Origin of the sequence: Enterococcus sp. AZ040 (genome assembly GCF_050499185.1) — a bacterium.
Classification (GTDB): Bacteria; Bacillota; Bacilli; order Lactobacillales; family Enterococcaceae; genus Enterococcus_D; species Enterococcus_D entomosocium.
On sequence record NZ_JBMHEW010000001.1, the window covers coordinates 1,710,901 to 1,725,676 of the forward strand.

Sequence of the window (14,776 nt, forward strand, 5' to 3'; positions counted from 1 at the left end):
GCCGTTATGAAACTAAAAAAAGCAACACATCTAAAAGGGACGATAGCAGTCCCTGCTGACAAATCAATCTCGCATCGTAGTATCATGTTTGGGGCGTTAGCCGAAGGGACAACGATTGTCCGTAATTTCTTGCGTGGAGAAGACTGCTATAGCACCCTTCATGCATTTCAATCATTAGACGTTCCAATCCATGATGACGGTCAGACGATCACGATCGAAGGACAGGGCTTTAATGGCCTTAAGCCTGCCCAAGACCCAATTGATATCGGCAATTCTGGTACAACAATTCGCTTAATGATGGGGATTTTGGCTGGACAGCCATTTACAACCACCTTATTCGGCGATAACTCTTTGAATAAACGTCCGATGAACCGAGTGATGCTGCCATTAAGAGAAATGGGTGCCAATGTGAGAGGGCATGAGCAGACGGAGTTCCCACCGATCACCGTTAATGGTACTGCTTCTTTACAGCCCATCAATTATCAGATGCCCGTAGCAAGTGCCCAAGTAAAATCGGCGCTGATTTTTGCGGCATTGCAAGCACAAGGTACCTCGACGATTATTGAAAAAGAGACAAGTCGCAACCATACCGAAGAAATGATTCGTCAATTCGGTGGTGTCATTACAACACAAGGCAAAACGATCACTGTGACGGGACCTCAAATACTCCAAGGACAAGAAGTAATTGTTCCCGGTGATATTTCCTCCGCTGCCTTTTTCCTAACAGCCGGCGCGATTATGCCAGAAAGTGAGATCGTTTTAAAAAATGTCGGGATCAACCCCACTCGTACAGGAATTCTTGACGTGCTAGAGGAGATGGGTGCTTCAATTGCTTTTTCTAATCAAGACGATCAGAATCAATCAGCAGACCTTACCGTTCGAAGTTCTACCTTGCAGGCAGTAACCATCGCTGGCGATATTATCCCACGCTTGATCGATGAATTGCCGATCATTGCGTTGTTAGCCACGCAGGCTCATGGCAAAACGGTGATCAAAGATGCGGAAGAACTGAAAGTAAAAGAAACCAACCGAATTGATGCAACTGCCGAAGAGTTGACAAAACTTGGAGCGGACATCACTCCCACCGAGGACGGGTTGATCATCAACGGTCCAACCCCTTTGCATGGCGGACGTGTGTCAAGTCGGGGGGACCATCGCATCGGCATGATGCTGCAAATTGCCGCCTTATTGACAGATGAAGAGGTAGAATTAGAAAAAGCCGAAGCCGTAGCAGTTTCTTATCCTGATTTTTTTGAGGATGTCGCACGTTTGGCTAAAGGAGGAAACAGCGAGTGAAAAAAGTGATATTAATTGGATTTATGGGTGCTGGAAAAACCACGATTGGTCGTCTTTTGGCTGAAGAAACGAAACAGTCTCATGTGGATTTTGATGACTTGATCGTTGCTGAGATCGGCATGACCATTCAAGAATTTTTCGACCAACACGGTGAGGAAGCCTTTCGCAAAATCGAAACGGATATTTTAGCTAAAACTTTGGCAAAGGAACAAATTATTTCCACTGGTGGGGGCATCGTATTAAAAGAAGAAAATCGTCAACTTTTAAAAGAGATGCCGCTCGTCGTGTATTTAAAAACAGATCCCGAGGAGCTGATTCATCGCTTAAAGGCGGATAATGGCAGCATTCGTCCCTTAGTCGTCTCAAAATCACCAGAAGAAATATTGGCTGTTTACCGTCCTCGGATCCCTCTTTATGAAGAAACTGCTTCATTGATCGTTGAAACGACGAACAAAGCACCAGAAGAAATCGTACAGGAAATTTTGATCAAAGCGGGTGCATAAAATGAAGATTGGTTATTTAGGACCGAAAAGTTCCTTTACGCATTTAGCTGCGCAAGAAGCTTATCCGGAAAATACCTGTATCCCTTATGGATCGATTCCACTTTGTATTCAAGCGCTAGCTAACGGCGTGATCGATCGCGCGGTCGTTCCGAACGAGAACTCATTAGAAGGGTCCGTTCATGCCACGATTGATACGCTCTTTCGTCAAAATCAGTTGAGCATCGAACAGGAAATTATTTTACCGATCAATCATCAATTGTTAGTTTCTCAGCAATCAGCAAAAGACAACCGTCCCATCACTAAGATAATTTCTCATCCGCAAGCCTTAGCGCAATGTGCCGACTTCATCGAAGCCCGATTTGCTGGAGCTACTGTTGAGGCGGTTGCTTCCACAACGACTGCAGCAGCCTACGTAGCAAAACATCCAGAAGAAGCAGTTGCGGCGATTGCTTCCAAAGAAGCGGCATTGGCCTATCAATTAACGATCAAAAAAACCAATATTCAAGATGTTGCCTTTAATCAAACCCGTTTTTGGGTTTTGACGAAGAAAGCAGCAAACACCCAATTACCAGAGCAGACTGCTGAGAAAGCAACGATTTTTGTGACGCTCCCAGCAAATCGACCGGGGATCTTGCACAAAATCTTAGCAACCTTTGGCTGGCGAGAAATTGATTTAAGCAAAATTGAATCGCGGCCTTCAAAAACCACCTTAGGGGAATACTTTTTCGTGATCGATCTGGTGATGGACAAGCCGTGGCAACTGATTGTAAATGCCTTTGAAGAGATTCAGTTGTTGGGTGGTCAAGTCCATCTTCTCGGCGTGTATTCCGTAAATGTTGTTGAGGAAGTGACAAAAAATGACTCAAGTCAAAATAAAATTTAGCCATGATGAAACCCTTTTAGCAACGTTTCATAAAGAGATCCAAACACAGCACCATCAATGGTACCCAACGATTTTTAAGCCCTTTGATCAGTCAAGATTTGAACAAGCAATCACACAGCAGCTGCAAGAGCCAAGCCACCACTTTTTTATCGCTTGGTTGGCGGACCAGCCTTGTGGCTTTGTGCATCTTCAAGAGGTCTGTTTGCCACAAAATGCGATGATGCATGAACGAAAGTGGCTGGAAATTGCAGCGATCGCTGTTGACCCTCGGTACCAAGGGATGCATATTGGAAAACAATTGTTGGTATTTGCTGAAAATGTTGCGCTGGAAAAAGGCTTCAATGATCTCTCACTAAACTTTTGGTCGGCAAACCAAGTGAAATCATTTTATGAGCAAGCAGGATTTGTGAGCATACGACAAGGTGCATCAAAGCATCTAAGGTAAAATATGAAGAAATTTCCTAGAAAAAGGTTAAAATTTCAGAAAATAGCTTTCTTTCTATAAGGTCTAGGGTATCCTTATAGACAGAGAGCTATTTTTTAGTTGGAGGATCAGAAGCAATGAGCAGGATGGAAAAAAATAAAAAACTGCATGAACGGCTAGAAAAGGAATCCAGTCAGGCAGCCAAAGAAAGTGTCTTTGCCCGTCGAGAAGCCAAAAGAAGAAACCAGCGCGTCAGACCGAGTGATTCTACTTCTTCTGCTGATGAGCGAGTAGGAGACATTCCTTATCAAAACACCGAGCATCCTAGGGCAAGCGACTCTCGTGCGGCTCAAAGTTCTCGAGAACAGTCACAAGTAGGAGCAATAAAATCTGAGGGACGAAAAAGCGCGATCCCTCCGCTATCTGCTCAGAGGCCTGCGATGCATCAAAGCCAGGAACAAAGCAAACAAAAACCGTCAAAGCTTAAGAAGACCAAGCAACCCAAACAAAAGAAAAAGCGGAAGCACCCAGTTCTGCGTATTGTGGTTCGGGTACTATTGGTGCTTTTTGCCTATTCATTGATTGCGTTTCTTGTCGGTCAGCAAGTCGCAAGAAGTGACGCTGCTTTTGCTACGACTGATGAAGAGACCTTTAATGGTACGGCCGCTGCAAATGGTGCTCGGAATATATTGCTCATTGGTAGTGATAGTCGTGAAGGAGAAGCTGGACGAGCAGACACTATTATGGTTTTGCAATTAGATGGTCCCAGTAAGCAACCGAAGCTACTTTCCTTTATGCGGGATACTTTAGTTACGATTCCCGGTTATGGCGAAAACAAGATCAATGCGGCTTATGCCTTTGGTGGTGCTGATTTGGTTAGACAAACGTTAGCGGAGAACTTCGGGCTAGAAACCAACTATTATGCAAAAGTTGACTTTCGTTCCTTTGAAAAAGTGATCGACACATTGTTTCCCTCAGGCGTTGCTATCAACGCGGAAAAAGATATGAGTAAAAATCTTGAAGTTGCCATCAAGCAAGGGCAACAACAAATGAATGGGCTTGAGCTGTTGCAATACGCATGCTTTCGGATGGACGAAGAAGGTGACTTCGGTCGTGTAAGACGACAGCAGCAAGTAATGGATGCGATCTTTAGCGAAATGAAAAATCCTTTAGCTATTTTAAAATTGCCTTATGCAGCTGGAAAAGTCTTAGGCTATGCTTCCACCAACCTGCCAATGTCTTTCCTATTAAAAAATACCTTCTCGATTGCTCGAGGGGCGGGAGGAGTCGACAGCTTGACTGTCCCAGTCGCTGACTCTTGGCAATACGGTTCAAGTGCGAGTGCCGGAAGTGTGTTAGTCGTCAATCTTGAAACCAATCAACAAGCGATCAGGAATTTTCTTAATGAGTAAGCAGAATGAAAAGTTCTGAAAACCATTTGAAAGTAAGTAAATTTATGCTATATTATTAATGACGTTTGAAATTTGTTGAAACGAGGAAAAAGAATGAAATTAGCCGTTGTTACTGACAGTACAGCTTATCTGCCGGAACGGATCAAAAACCATGAAGATTTGTTTATCATACCGATCCCTGTTATTTTAGATGGAAAAGTCTACAATGAGGGCATCGACATTGAAGCTGATGAGTATTACGCTTTGTTGAAAAACAGCAAAGAATTCCCAACCACTTCTCAACCGGTATTAGGAGAAGTGTTAGCCTTATATGAGTCATTGAAAGATCGCGGTTACGACACGATCATTAGTATCCACTTATCAAGCGGTATCTCTGGATTTATCGGAACGCTTTATGGAATTACCGATGAAATCGAAGGCGTTCAAATCATTCCTTACGATTCGAAAATCACAAGTATGCCGATGGGGCACATGGTAGAAACCGCTCTTGATCTGTCAAGTCAAGGCAAAACCGTAGAAGAGATCATTTCCCATCTGGACACTATCAGAGACAATACCTATGCCTATTTGATCGTTGACGACTTGAATAACTTGGTTCGTGGCGGTCGCTTAACCAATGGAGCAGCCTTGATTGGCGGATTATTAAAAATCAAACCGATTTTGACCTTTGATCAAGGAAAAATTGTGCTTTACGAGCGCATTCGTTCCAGCAAAAAAGCATTCAATCGCGCGGAAGATATCATTGGTCAACGGGAGCAAGAAATCGCATTGCCTGTTAAATTTTATGTAATCCACGCCAATAATTTAGAAGTAGCGAAAGAAGAAAAAGCGAAGCTTCAAGCGAAATACCCAAATGCAGAAATTGAGATTGGTCACTTCGGACCAGTTATCGGCACGCATTTAGGGGAAAAAGCCATTGGCATCGCTATTTCAGCGCAATAATTTTTATTTTTCTATGTTTATTCACGCCATTATCTCCTCAAGACAATGTATGTAAGAATCAGTTAGACGTTCGTCTAGCTGGTTCTTTTTTCTGCTTTTTTGAGATTCGCTTGTAAAAAATCACACAAACTCGTACAATAGGAGCAAAATGAAGGACTGGCAAAGGAGGAATTTCTATGAAGTGTTCCTTAAGAAGGTGGCAAATGAGCGATGCGCAAGATTTAGCCCATGCGTTAAATAATCAATCCATCCACGATTATTTACGGGAGGGGTTGCCATTCCCGTATACGGTCGCAGATGCACAAGCCTATATTCGATCTGTGGAAGAAGCAGAATTTGCCTTTGCAATCACTGTGGATGACCGAGCAGTCGGCAGTATCCGTGCTGTTCGCAAAGAAAATATCCATTATAGAACGGCTGAGATTGGCTACTCTATTGCACAAGAGTACTGGGGAAAAGATTTGATGACACAAGCCGTTCAACAACTATGTGACTATATATTTACTACTTCAACTATCGTTCGTATTTCTGCTGAATCTTTTGCGAAGAATCATTCCTCTTGTCGTGTGTTGGAAAAGGCAGGTTTTACATTAGAAGGCGTTTTGCGAAAGCATGCGGAGAAAAACCATCAGCTGTTAGATATGAAACTCTATGCGTTGATTCGTCAAGAGGAAGACGGGCAGGATGACAACAATCAAAAAGGAGAAACCTATGAATGAACTGCAAAAGTTACCAAATGTAGGCCAAGTTTTAGCGGATCACCTGGTTCGTATCGGCATCAGTACCCCTGAACAATTGCGCACAAAAACGGCCGAAGCCATTTTTGTGACGATCCGCCAACAATGTGATGCGGGCGCTTGCCTCCATATGCTCTATGGTATTGAAGGGGCGATCCAAGGCATTCCCAAAGCCCAACTTGCAAGTCAGAGAAAGCAAGAATTGCGCCTTTTTTTCAATCAATTGAGCTAGTGAAGTAATGCGTCTTAAAAAAGCACTTTTTAAGAGCGTTTGTTTTTAGATACTTCTTATCAAGTGCTTTTTCTATAGACATCTGTCCCTAGCTACTAGAAAAGACCTTTTGCTTGTCCCAAACTAGCTTCCTCATTATACTTACTCTATCTAGTAAATTAGTAATTTACTAAACAAGGAGTGAGAACAATGAAAATACCAGAAAACTTGAAACATAAGCCCGTCATTAAAGTGGAAGACTATGATACTGTTGACGGAAAAAATGCGTTACATACGGATGCAAAAGGCCTTTCCCTCGGATTGGCACAATGGAACGACCGGGGAAAAGTCGATATCTCAGGCAAGGTTTGGCGCCACACAGGTGAAAAATGGTCTCGTCAGTCAGAAGAACTACCGCTCACTAGAATCTTAGATCTAGCAATCTTAGTGGCGCAATCCAGTTTGTATTTTCAAGAGGCTTATCGCCATGAAAAGTTTTACGATCCTGAAAATCCGTTGATCGAGATCATTGGCTTACAAGGAAATCGTATGACCGTTGAAGTAGACACCGAAAATCCTAAGATCGATGAAGACATTCTACTTTTTTATGATTCCTTGCAAAAAGATGGCGAACTTTATGGTGAACGCTTCAAAATCCTAAAACGGCTTTTGGATGAGCTAGGTTATTAAGAAAAGGAGCAGATTACCATGACACAAATTCAACCGTCTTTTGTCGTAACGAAAGGACGCGCTTTTAGCAAATTAGAACAAACAATGATTTGGAAGAAACCACAAAGTCATCAGACCAGTGCCGAAGAACTGCGAATCGCTTCAGAGATCGCGTTGAACTGGACGGATCCAGAAATGAAGATCTTCAATGTGTTGTTGGAAGGCGATGCTGGTTCCGGCAAGACCCAGTTGGCAAAGGCACTTTCTGCCGACCTGCAACTGCCCTACACCAAAATCACCTGCTTTGCGGATATGGATAAGTCAGATGTGTTTGGTGCTTTATTACCAGTGATCAACACCGACCAAGAAGAGGACAAGGACTTGCTGGATGCGATTTATCAAAGTGATTGTTTTGAAGATGTTTTGGGGTTGATCCAGCGGCATTTTTCCCTGACTCGTGAGCGGGCACGGGCGAAATTTGCAGAACTGATCGAACGAATCGAAACCAGTGATCAACAACCTACGATTCAATACAAATTTTATCCCTCCGAAATCGTACGGGCGCTGGAAAAAGGCTACTTGCTTGAGATTCAAGAGCCAACGGTCATTCGTGATGCTTCGGTACTAGTGGCACTAAACTCGGCCCTTGAACAAAATGGAATGCTGAATATCCCGACTGGCTTCGTCCGACGACACCCTGACTGTGTGGTGATCATCACAACGAATCGGAATTACCAAGGCAACCGCCCCTTGAACGAATCCTTGCGAGACCGGATGCAGCATGCTGAAAAAATGGATTTACCTGAGCTGGCAGTCATGGTGCAGCGAGGCATTGCCAAAACCAATTATCCAGACAAAACGACTGCGGAGAAAATGGCTGAGATCATACGCTTGCTAGACGTGACCGCCAAAGCCAATGCCATCAAAGGGGTGGCGGGCATGCGTTCCTATTTTTATTGGCTAAATGCAGTCAAACAAGGACAAGATCCTTTTACTGCAATTGATAGCAAAGTGCTATACAAAATCACCACCGATCCAAATGAGCTTTCTCTGTTACAACAGGCACTAGAAGCTTCAGGGTTATTGGCGCAACTGCGACTTTTGTTTTCTGGACAACCACTAAATGCTTTTAAACAACAAATCAAAGGGCGTCGAATCAGCAGCGAAGAGGCGGACCAGCGCAATGTAGTGGAAGAAGGTACGCCCGTCCTAAAAAATGAACAAGTCCTTGAGACGCCCAATCAAGAAACTGAGGCGGAAACGATGGAAACCAGTGATTCTGACAAACAAGAAGCGAAAAACGCAGCAACTGAGGCGACGTTTTCAGAAGAACTGGAACGCAATAGTCATGATGGCCAAGCAAAAGCTGGGAGTGAGGCACAAGAGCCAGCTCCTGCTGCTCATTCTTTGTCGATCGAAGCGTATGAAACCCAGGAGAAAGAAAAGAAAACCACGGCATCAAAGACAGCACGACAAGCATTGAAAGAATCAATCCATGCCAAAGAAGGGCTGATCGTTCATCGACCACCCGTCGATTTAGAAAAAGCGACTGAAGCCCAACAGCGTTTGCAGCCGTTGCTGCCGATCGTAGAGTCATTGATCAAGCAAACCCAAGAAGTATTGGAAAATGAACAAGCTTCGGCATACAGTAAAGGTAAGTACAGCGGCACACGCTTTGATGCCAGCAAGGTTGCGTATCAAGATTTCCGGACCTTTGACAAGAAGAATCCACCTCATGAACAGCCTTCCTTAGCTCTTGCTTTGCGCATCGATGAATCGGGTTCGATGATTCGAGAAGATCGGATATTGTATGCGCAACAGGCGGTCTTAGCGGTGAATGCTTTTGCCGAACGTTTATCTTTGCCATTGATGATCTATGGCGATACAGCGGACGTGACCGCTCGTGAAAAAACCTCGCTTTTTGCTTACAAAGAATTTAATGAAGGCTTTGAATTTGTGCCAGAGAAACTCATGACAATGAAGCCTCGGCAAAATAACCGTGATGGGGCTGTCTTGCGCGTGCTAGCTGAAAAGCTCGCTCATCAGCCGGCAACCACTAAATTACTCTTGAATATCAGTGATGGCCAGCCAAAAGCTCTTCCTGATTATACAGGGGTAAAAGCCAAAGAAGATATTCAGCAAGTGATCGCTGACTATGAACGACAAGGGGTGCTGTTTCTGGCAGCTGCCATTGGCCAAGACAAAGAGGTGATCAAAGCGATTTATGGGGAAGAACGCTTTATTGATCTTTCCAATCTAACAGAATTTCCGCAGCGCTTGTTGCAGCTGCTGACAAGGTATTTGTAGACGTCGATAGCTAAAAGGAAAAGAGTGTGGGCTACGTGCCGCACTCTTTTTTGTTCATAATTATATTATGTAAACAAGAAGATGTTTGTCTAAATTTGAAAAGTTCTGTAAAATAGACGCCAAAAGGAGGGCTATCATGAACAAATGGCGGTACTTCTACTATCCTTGCCAATTCGGCTGGCACGCAGCACTTCGTAGGCGCAGTTTGCTGATGAGTGGTGTATTGGCGATTCTTCTACTGATCATTGCTATCTTTGCAGAGAATTGGCTAGTTTTTTTTCACCAATGGCTGCACTACGAAACAAATAGTGGTGAGAATCAGATGGATCTCACATATGCCAGTTGGCTTTTCTTTTTGCATTTGCTGCGCTTCGTACTTAGCATTCTAGCTATAGGATTGATCGCCGCCTTTTTATGGCACTGCAATCACATGTATCGTTTTCATTTGATGGGGGAGGAGCAGCAATCCCTGAGTATTCGGTTGTTGTTAGGACAGTCTCCGTTGGTGGTCACCTTAGAAGAGCTTTTCTTTGTAGGCATTCAAAGCATTGTTATTGGTTTGATAGGGCTTGTCAGCGGTTTGTGGCTTAGTCAAAAAGCACTGCAGGATTTTTTTCATTTCTTTCATCTTCCCGCAGGCTTTACTTTTGAATTTCCCTTTAAAGGTCTATTAATCACGCAACTTGGTGTGCTCTTGCTGCTTTTTTTGTTACGATTCCGCGGTACAAAGAGGACGGTTGAAGAGATTCTCGGTAACGGATGCCCGAATGAGTGAGGGGATGATAGGTTGCTTTTATTTCCCTCTTTTAAAATGCGAACATATGTTTTATAATAGGTGAAACAAGACAAAGGTCGTGAATTTGTGAAGACATCCTTAACTTTAGAAATGGAAGAGGCACTTTATTATTATTGTCGTGAAAACAGTGATATTGTGGTAGAAGAGGTAGTCATGCCAGATGATCACGGCATCGTGGATACTTTGAGTTGTCGCTTGACGACTGAAAATACATTTGAATGGCGTTGCTACGAACTCAAAGTTAGTTTGGCAGATTTTCGCTCAAAAGCAAAACTATCCTTTATTGGGAATTATAATTATTTTGTCTTACCCAAGTCTTTGTATGAAAAAGTCAAAGATCAGATTGCACCTACAATTGGTGTTTTGGTCTATCATGCATTTCTTGAAAAAGAAACGGGCAGCAAAGGGTATTTCAGTGTCGAAAAGAAACCCCAACGGCAAGAGCTGCAGGTTCCAGAAAATGGCTTATTGTTTCGGTTGATTTCGGCACAAGCGAGAGAAGTCGGCAAAGCAAAACAGACTGCTCGAGGATTGCGGGTATTTTCAACAGAACGTTTGTACCAAGAACTGAAGAAACGCCAGCCTGAGTATGACTTGTTCGGTGGTGGAGTCAATTACTATGATCGATTTATTGAAGATACTCAGCTGCAAGCGATCGAAGCCTTGAAAGAAGAATTGGCCGCTACGAGAGCAGCCTATGAAGCGCTGGAAAAACGTTTTTTATCAGGCAAGTAAGAAGGAGAGAAGAAGATGTACTTCCCGTATATTCGTGGAAAACAATTTGATTTATTGGCGTTGAAAGCACTGTTGGAACAAGATCGCTTGTCAGAAGCGATCCAGCCGATCATTGAACCGGTCAAGCAATCAAAAACGTTTTGGACGACCATTGACCTGTTTCAAAGGAAGCAGCATCCTTTTTATCTTGTTCGCAATCCACAGGCTGGGGCTTTTCTGACTGCAGAGGGGTTAGCAGAGTTGCAAAATGTTGCTGCCCCTAAAGCAATGATCGTAGATCGACCCATTGAAACAGTGGAAGAAACGCCTGATCTTTGGATCGTTCATCAAGCGGACCCAGCACTCGCTAGTGATTGGCGGGAAAATACACTGCCGGTGCTGGTAGGCAAAGAGTTTCGTTTGTTAAATAAAATCAACGGCCCGAAACTACTGATGGAAGATCCGTTTACCCGTTTACCTAAAAATAGTTTTTATACAGAATGTCCGGACGAAGGGTTTTCAAAAACCCATCATCTTTATCAAAAATTGGGTTATGCTGGGTTTAGTGATTTTTCTGTCGATAGCAAAATTTATTATGAGCACAGTTATCCCTCAAAGCGGTTGGTTTTGCATTGGATCTATCCGACAACTGAGCAAGATTTGCGAATCGTTCACTTATTTTCTGAGGAAGAATTACCAAATCAGAAAGAAAAGTTTTTCGAAGTCATGGAAGCTTTGTTACAGCATGAAGAAGAGTATCCTACACAAACAGCTGGGCTGCAGCTATTAATTGCTGCCTATCAGCAAAGGTCGTTTCCAGGTATGGGCGTTATTCGGAAAGCTGCGGTTATGAATCACTTAGAACTCGTCAGTCGTCTTATTTAGTCTCTATACGTATACGATGGTAAGCTCTAACAAAATACTGCCATTTATTGTACAAAACACCTTGATTGCACCCATTGTTTTCAGGATAGTGATAAAATCAGGGAAAAGGAGTTGGCGCTCGTGGGAACAAAAGATAGAGAATATTATCGAAATGAAGGAAAAGAATTTGAAAAAAATAAGAAAAACCTGCTTATTCGACGTTTAAATCAACTAATCATTGTTTTGGTCGTTTTGATCATTGTCTTTTCGGCGATCCTGTATTACATAGTTTGAAACTTTCCGTAGCTGTCATTGCTTTATTAGCAGCAACAAAAAGAAAATTGTACTTAGATGACTGTGATCCCTTGATTAGGACTCGCTATGGGAATTGGATCCGTTTAGGTGAAAACTGAACGCAACTCAACTTTTCTTGTTTATCGTTGCTGGTTTGCCTGTGATCAAGATTCCCATTAGGCTATTTAGTTAGCACAAATTTGGCTGGGTTATGTACGAATCATTACTGATAAAATCGTGAACAGCGATTCATTAAGCATTGAGTGATTCATTGAGATTGGCCAGCAGCTGCAAACTATCTTTGAATTCAAAGATTCAAGGATCAACAAGATCAAATACAGACAAAGGTACAGATATAATTTGTCAATTGATTTTCTTGTCAGTCGTAAAATAAACAAAAATCCTAAACTATCGCTTAAATAACCGTTTTTTTGGATTATGCTGCTAATTAGGTTAATGTGAAGGAAATAATCATGAATAAGAGAGAGGAGAGTCGCACAATTACTAGCTAAATACGGTGTTCAAAAAATTTTTTATTTTAGTTTACATAATATATATTATACAAAGTTACATTCAAAAAAGGGTTCGTGCCATTCTAAATAGTTCAAAACAATTTTGTATCATTTTACCTCCCTCCGAATGACTTTTATCAGTAGATTGTCGCTAATGCACCTAAAATTCAATTAAAACTAAGAATTTCTTGTTTTACATGTTCTTCAGATTCTTTTTTTGATTTGCTGATTAACAGATTGATAACTGTCTGGTAGCAAGTACTTGCGGATTCGTCGTCCTACTTTCTTTATCTCAGCAAATACAGATTCAAGCTATCAGCCTTAGCCTTGATTTACGAACCAATCGGTTTGATTGTATGCTATAATCATTTTGAAAATCTTTGAGCTTTTTTCTCGAACTTTATTCATATATAGCCAATCCGTTTCAAAGTTCTAACACTAGTGCTTAGATGTTGCAAATGCTAACAAATACCCGTTACATGATTCTATAAAAAAGAACCCTAAAATCAGGTAGATAACTTAGGATATTTCGTTGGCAAGTAAAATCAAACCAGCTGATTTGCCTAGTCTGCAGCTTGTTTTTCCATTTGTGTAATTAATACCCGATAAAAGCAATTTCATAAGTATGGCTGACAATTCCTAAAAAGGAGAATAAAAATGAAAACGAATAATCAATTAAAGCTAGCCTTTTTACCAAAGCTATGGGCGTCACTCCTCTACTTACTTTTCGTGTTCACAGCCCTTTTCCTCTATTTATCAAAGTACTTGGACATTTCTTTCTTTACTTCGAGGTATGCTGACTTTTATCTTCATATCTCCAATTTTTCGATTAGTTTGATTATTGGCTTACTGGGGTACTTTTGGCTTCTCGTAGGTGCGCCATTTAAAGCCGTCACGCTATTGACCCTGCTCTTACTCATTGCCAATCTATTGAGCGAGACTGTCTTTGGCTTTATGAACACCCCTGATCGAATCGATTTACTTTTTGGTATTGCAGGAACGCTCATCGCATATTTTACTTTGGCAATGATCAAAAGACACGGTTTAGTCATGAATCAATCGTTTTGATTTAAACAGTCATGACTTCTCCTTATATGATCCCCTCGTTACTTAGGTCTAACCTATTTTTTTGGGAAAAGAAACACCTTGCTGCAGTTATTTAGCCGCAAAAAAGCACTCAATAAAGGGAGTGCTTTTTTGCGTTTCCATTGGCGATACTTTCGTATGGCTAGTCACTTGGCAGCCAATACAATGGACTTAGCTGTAGATTTTCCCAATACGGGTTGTGAAAACCTATCAAATAGTGCAAAGCTAAATACCCGAAAATCATAAAGCCAAATGACAAAGTCACGATCCGTCCCCAACGTGGTATTTCTTTGATAAATAAACCTAGCATACATATCAATAAGGGAAACGAATAATTAAACAGTAAATTACTTCTAATATTTTGGTTCAGAGGATCCTTCATTATTTTGTCATTTAAGCCCCAACTTATGCCGACGATCACAAACATAAGCGCCAGAATAGTCAATCGTTTGCGATCAAAAAGCCACTGTTCTTTATCTTTCCTACTTGCAAAGTAGATCGTAAGCAGGACCACGATTAATCCAGACATACTATTCTCCTTTTTCGCCAGCTATTTTCCAAATCGTTCATCGTCGCTTCAGGATAAATTATAACAGATATAGTGCAAAAAAACGATACCCACCACTAGACCCTTGTTTGATGCCCTTTTTAGATGTTTCATAGAAGAATCAGAAATTTAAAAATCTGTTCGCTTTACAAAAGAGAACGTATGTTTGTATTATATAGATAAGAGGTGATTGCTATGGGTATGCTACAACCATATGAAGATCGAAAAAAGCTAAAGTGGCAAGGATTCTTTTTATCTGAGCATACAACTGAAATTGAAGAGGAACCGACACGTAAGTTTGATTGTCCACCTAAGCCGTCACTCACAACGGAAGAAATCAATCAGTGTTTATTTGAAGCCATGAAAAAGAACCTAACTGTGGCGATCCAACGAGAAGAAGTTAATGAAGAAGGCGGCTATCCTCCAGATATTATCGGGAAAATCAGCGGTTATGACCCATTAGGTATTTATTTGACGGGAGAAACAACGGAAAAAATCCATTATGATGAGATTCGTCACGTTGCTTTTTATGAAGAGAAAAAATGGTTTGATCTCAACGAATGATCCGCTTTTTACTAC

At 41.9% G+C, this 14,776-nt stretch carries 16 protein-coding genes; 15 read left to right on the forward strand and 1 reads right to left on the reverse strand.

What is annotated here, in order from left to right:
- The first annotated feature begins 6 nt into the window (after positions 1–6).
- The 14 genes from aroA (at position 7) to IGK63_RS07955 (ending at position 13,632) form a co-directional block, all read left to right on the forward strand.
- Complete coding sequence (aroA, locus tag IGK63_RS07890; protein WP_016611767.1) at positions 7–1,296, forward strand: 3-phosphoshikimate 1-carboxyvinyltransferase; 1,290 nt, start codon at positions 7–9, stop codon at positions 1,294–1,296.
- Positions 1,293–1,799, forward strand: coding sequence for a shikimate kinase (locus tag IGK63_RS07895; RefSeq protein WP_008379901.1), 507 nt, complete (start codon positions 1,293–1,295; stop codon positions 1,797–1,799). The genes aroA and IGK63_RS07895 overlap by 4 nt, the downstream gene beginning before the upstream one ends.
- Before the next feature lies 1 nt (position 1,800).
- On the forward strand, positions 1,801–2,682 hold the full coding sequence (pheA, locus tag IGK63_RS07900; protein ID WP_016611769.1) for a prephenate dehydratase: 882 nt from the start codon (positions 1,801–1,803) through the stop codon (positions 2,680–2,682).
- Entirely contained in the window at positions 2,657–3,127 is a 471-nt protein-coding gene (locus tag IGK63_RS07905) for a GNAT family N-acetyltransferase (RefSeq protein WP_016611770.1), read from the forward strand. The genes pheA and IGK63_RS07905 overlap by 26 nt, the downstream gene beginning before the upstream one ends.
- 116 nt (positions 3,128–3,243) lie before the next feature.
- Positions 3,244–4,518: an LCP family protein gene (locus IGK63_RS07910; RefSeq protein ID WP_429972471.1), complete on the forward strand. Its 1,275-nt coding sequence runs from the start codon at positions 3,244–3,246 to the stop codon at positions 4,516–4,518.
- A gap of 93 nt (positions 4,519–4,611) precedes the next feature.
- Positions 4,612–5,460, forward strand: a complete 849-nt coding sequence (locus IGK63_RS07915) for a DegV family protein (protein WP_005235946.1) — start codon at positions 4,612–4,614, stop codon at positions 5,458–5,460.
- Positions 5,461–5,636: 176 nt separating this feature from the next.
- A complete protein-coding gene (locus IGK63_RS07920) occupies positions 5,637–6,179 on the forward strand; it encodes a GNAT family N-acetyltransferase (protein ID WP_275626681.1) in 543 nt (180 codons plus the stop codon).
- Positions 6,172–6,429 (forward strand): TfoX/Sxy family DNA transformation protein, encoded by a 258-nt coding sequence (locus IGK63_RS07925; RefSeq protein WP_005235943.1) that lies wholly within the window; start codon positions 6,172–6,174, stop codon positions 6,427–6,429. Before IGK63_RS07920 ends, IGK63_RS07925 begins: the two co-directional genes overlap by 8 nt.
- A gap of 189 nt (positions 6,430–6,618) precedes the next feature.
- Entirely contained in the window at positions 6,619–7,098 is a 480-nt protein-coding gene (locus IGK63_RS07930) for a DUF6530 family protein (protein ID WP_005235941.1), read from the forward strand.
- A gap of 18 nt (positions 7,099–7,116) precedes the next feature.
- On the forward strand, positions 7,117–9,384 hold the full coding sequence (locus IGK63_RS07935) for an AAA family ATPase (RefSeq protein ID WP_016611773.1): 2,268 nt from the start codon (positions 7,117–7,119) through the stop codon (positions 9,382–9,384).
- 136 nt (positions 9,385–9,520) lie between these two features.
- Positions 9,521–10,159, forward strand: coding sequence for a hypothetical protein (locus IGK63_RS07940; protein ID WP_034872646.1), 639 nt, complete (start codon positions 9,521–9,523; stop codon positions 10,157–10,159).
- 87 nt (positions 10,160–10,246) lie between these two features.
- Complete coding sequence (locus IGK63_RS07945) at positions 10,247–10,915, forward strand: hypothetical protein (RefSeq protein ID WP_034872648.1); 669 nt, start codon at positions 10,247–10,249, stop codon at positions 10,913–10,915.
- Positions 10,916–10,930: 15 nt separating this feature from the next.
- The gene (locus tag IGK63_RS07950; RefSeq protein ID WP_016611778.1) at positions 10,931–11,779 is read left to right on the forward strand and encodes a sce7725 family protein; all 849 of its coding nucleotides are present in this window, start codon (positions 10,931–10,933) and stop codon (positions 11,777–11,779) included.
- 1,442 nt (positions 11,780–13,221) lie between these two features.
- Positions 13,222–13,632 carry a hypothetical protein gene (locus IGK63_RS07955; RefSeq protein ID WP_016611782.1) on the forward strand — a complete coding sequence of 137 codons (411 nt, stop codon included), beginning with the start codon at positions 13,222–13,224 and terminating at the stop codon, positions 13,630–13,632.
- A gap of 160 nt (positions 13,633–13,792) precedes the next feature.
- Here the strand turns inward: IGK63_RS07955 and IGK63_RS07960 are convergent, their stop codons facing one another.
- On the reverse strand, positions 13,793–14,179 hold the full coding sequence (locus IGK63_RS07960; RefSeq protein WP_016620132.1) for a hypothetical protein: 387 nt from the start codon (positions 14,177–14,179) through the stop codon (positions 13,793–13,795).
- A 213-nt stretch (positions 14,180–14,392) separates the two neighbouring features.
- On the opposite strand from IGK63_RS07960, the gene IGK63_RS07965 reads away from it, so the two are divergent.
- On the forward strand, positions 14,393–14,761 hold the full coding sequence (locus IGK63_RS07965) for a hypothetical protein (protein WP_016611785.1): 369 nt from the start codon (positions 14,393–14,395) through the stop codon (positions 14,759–14,761).
- Positions 14,762–14,776 lie beyond the last annotated feature (15 nt).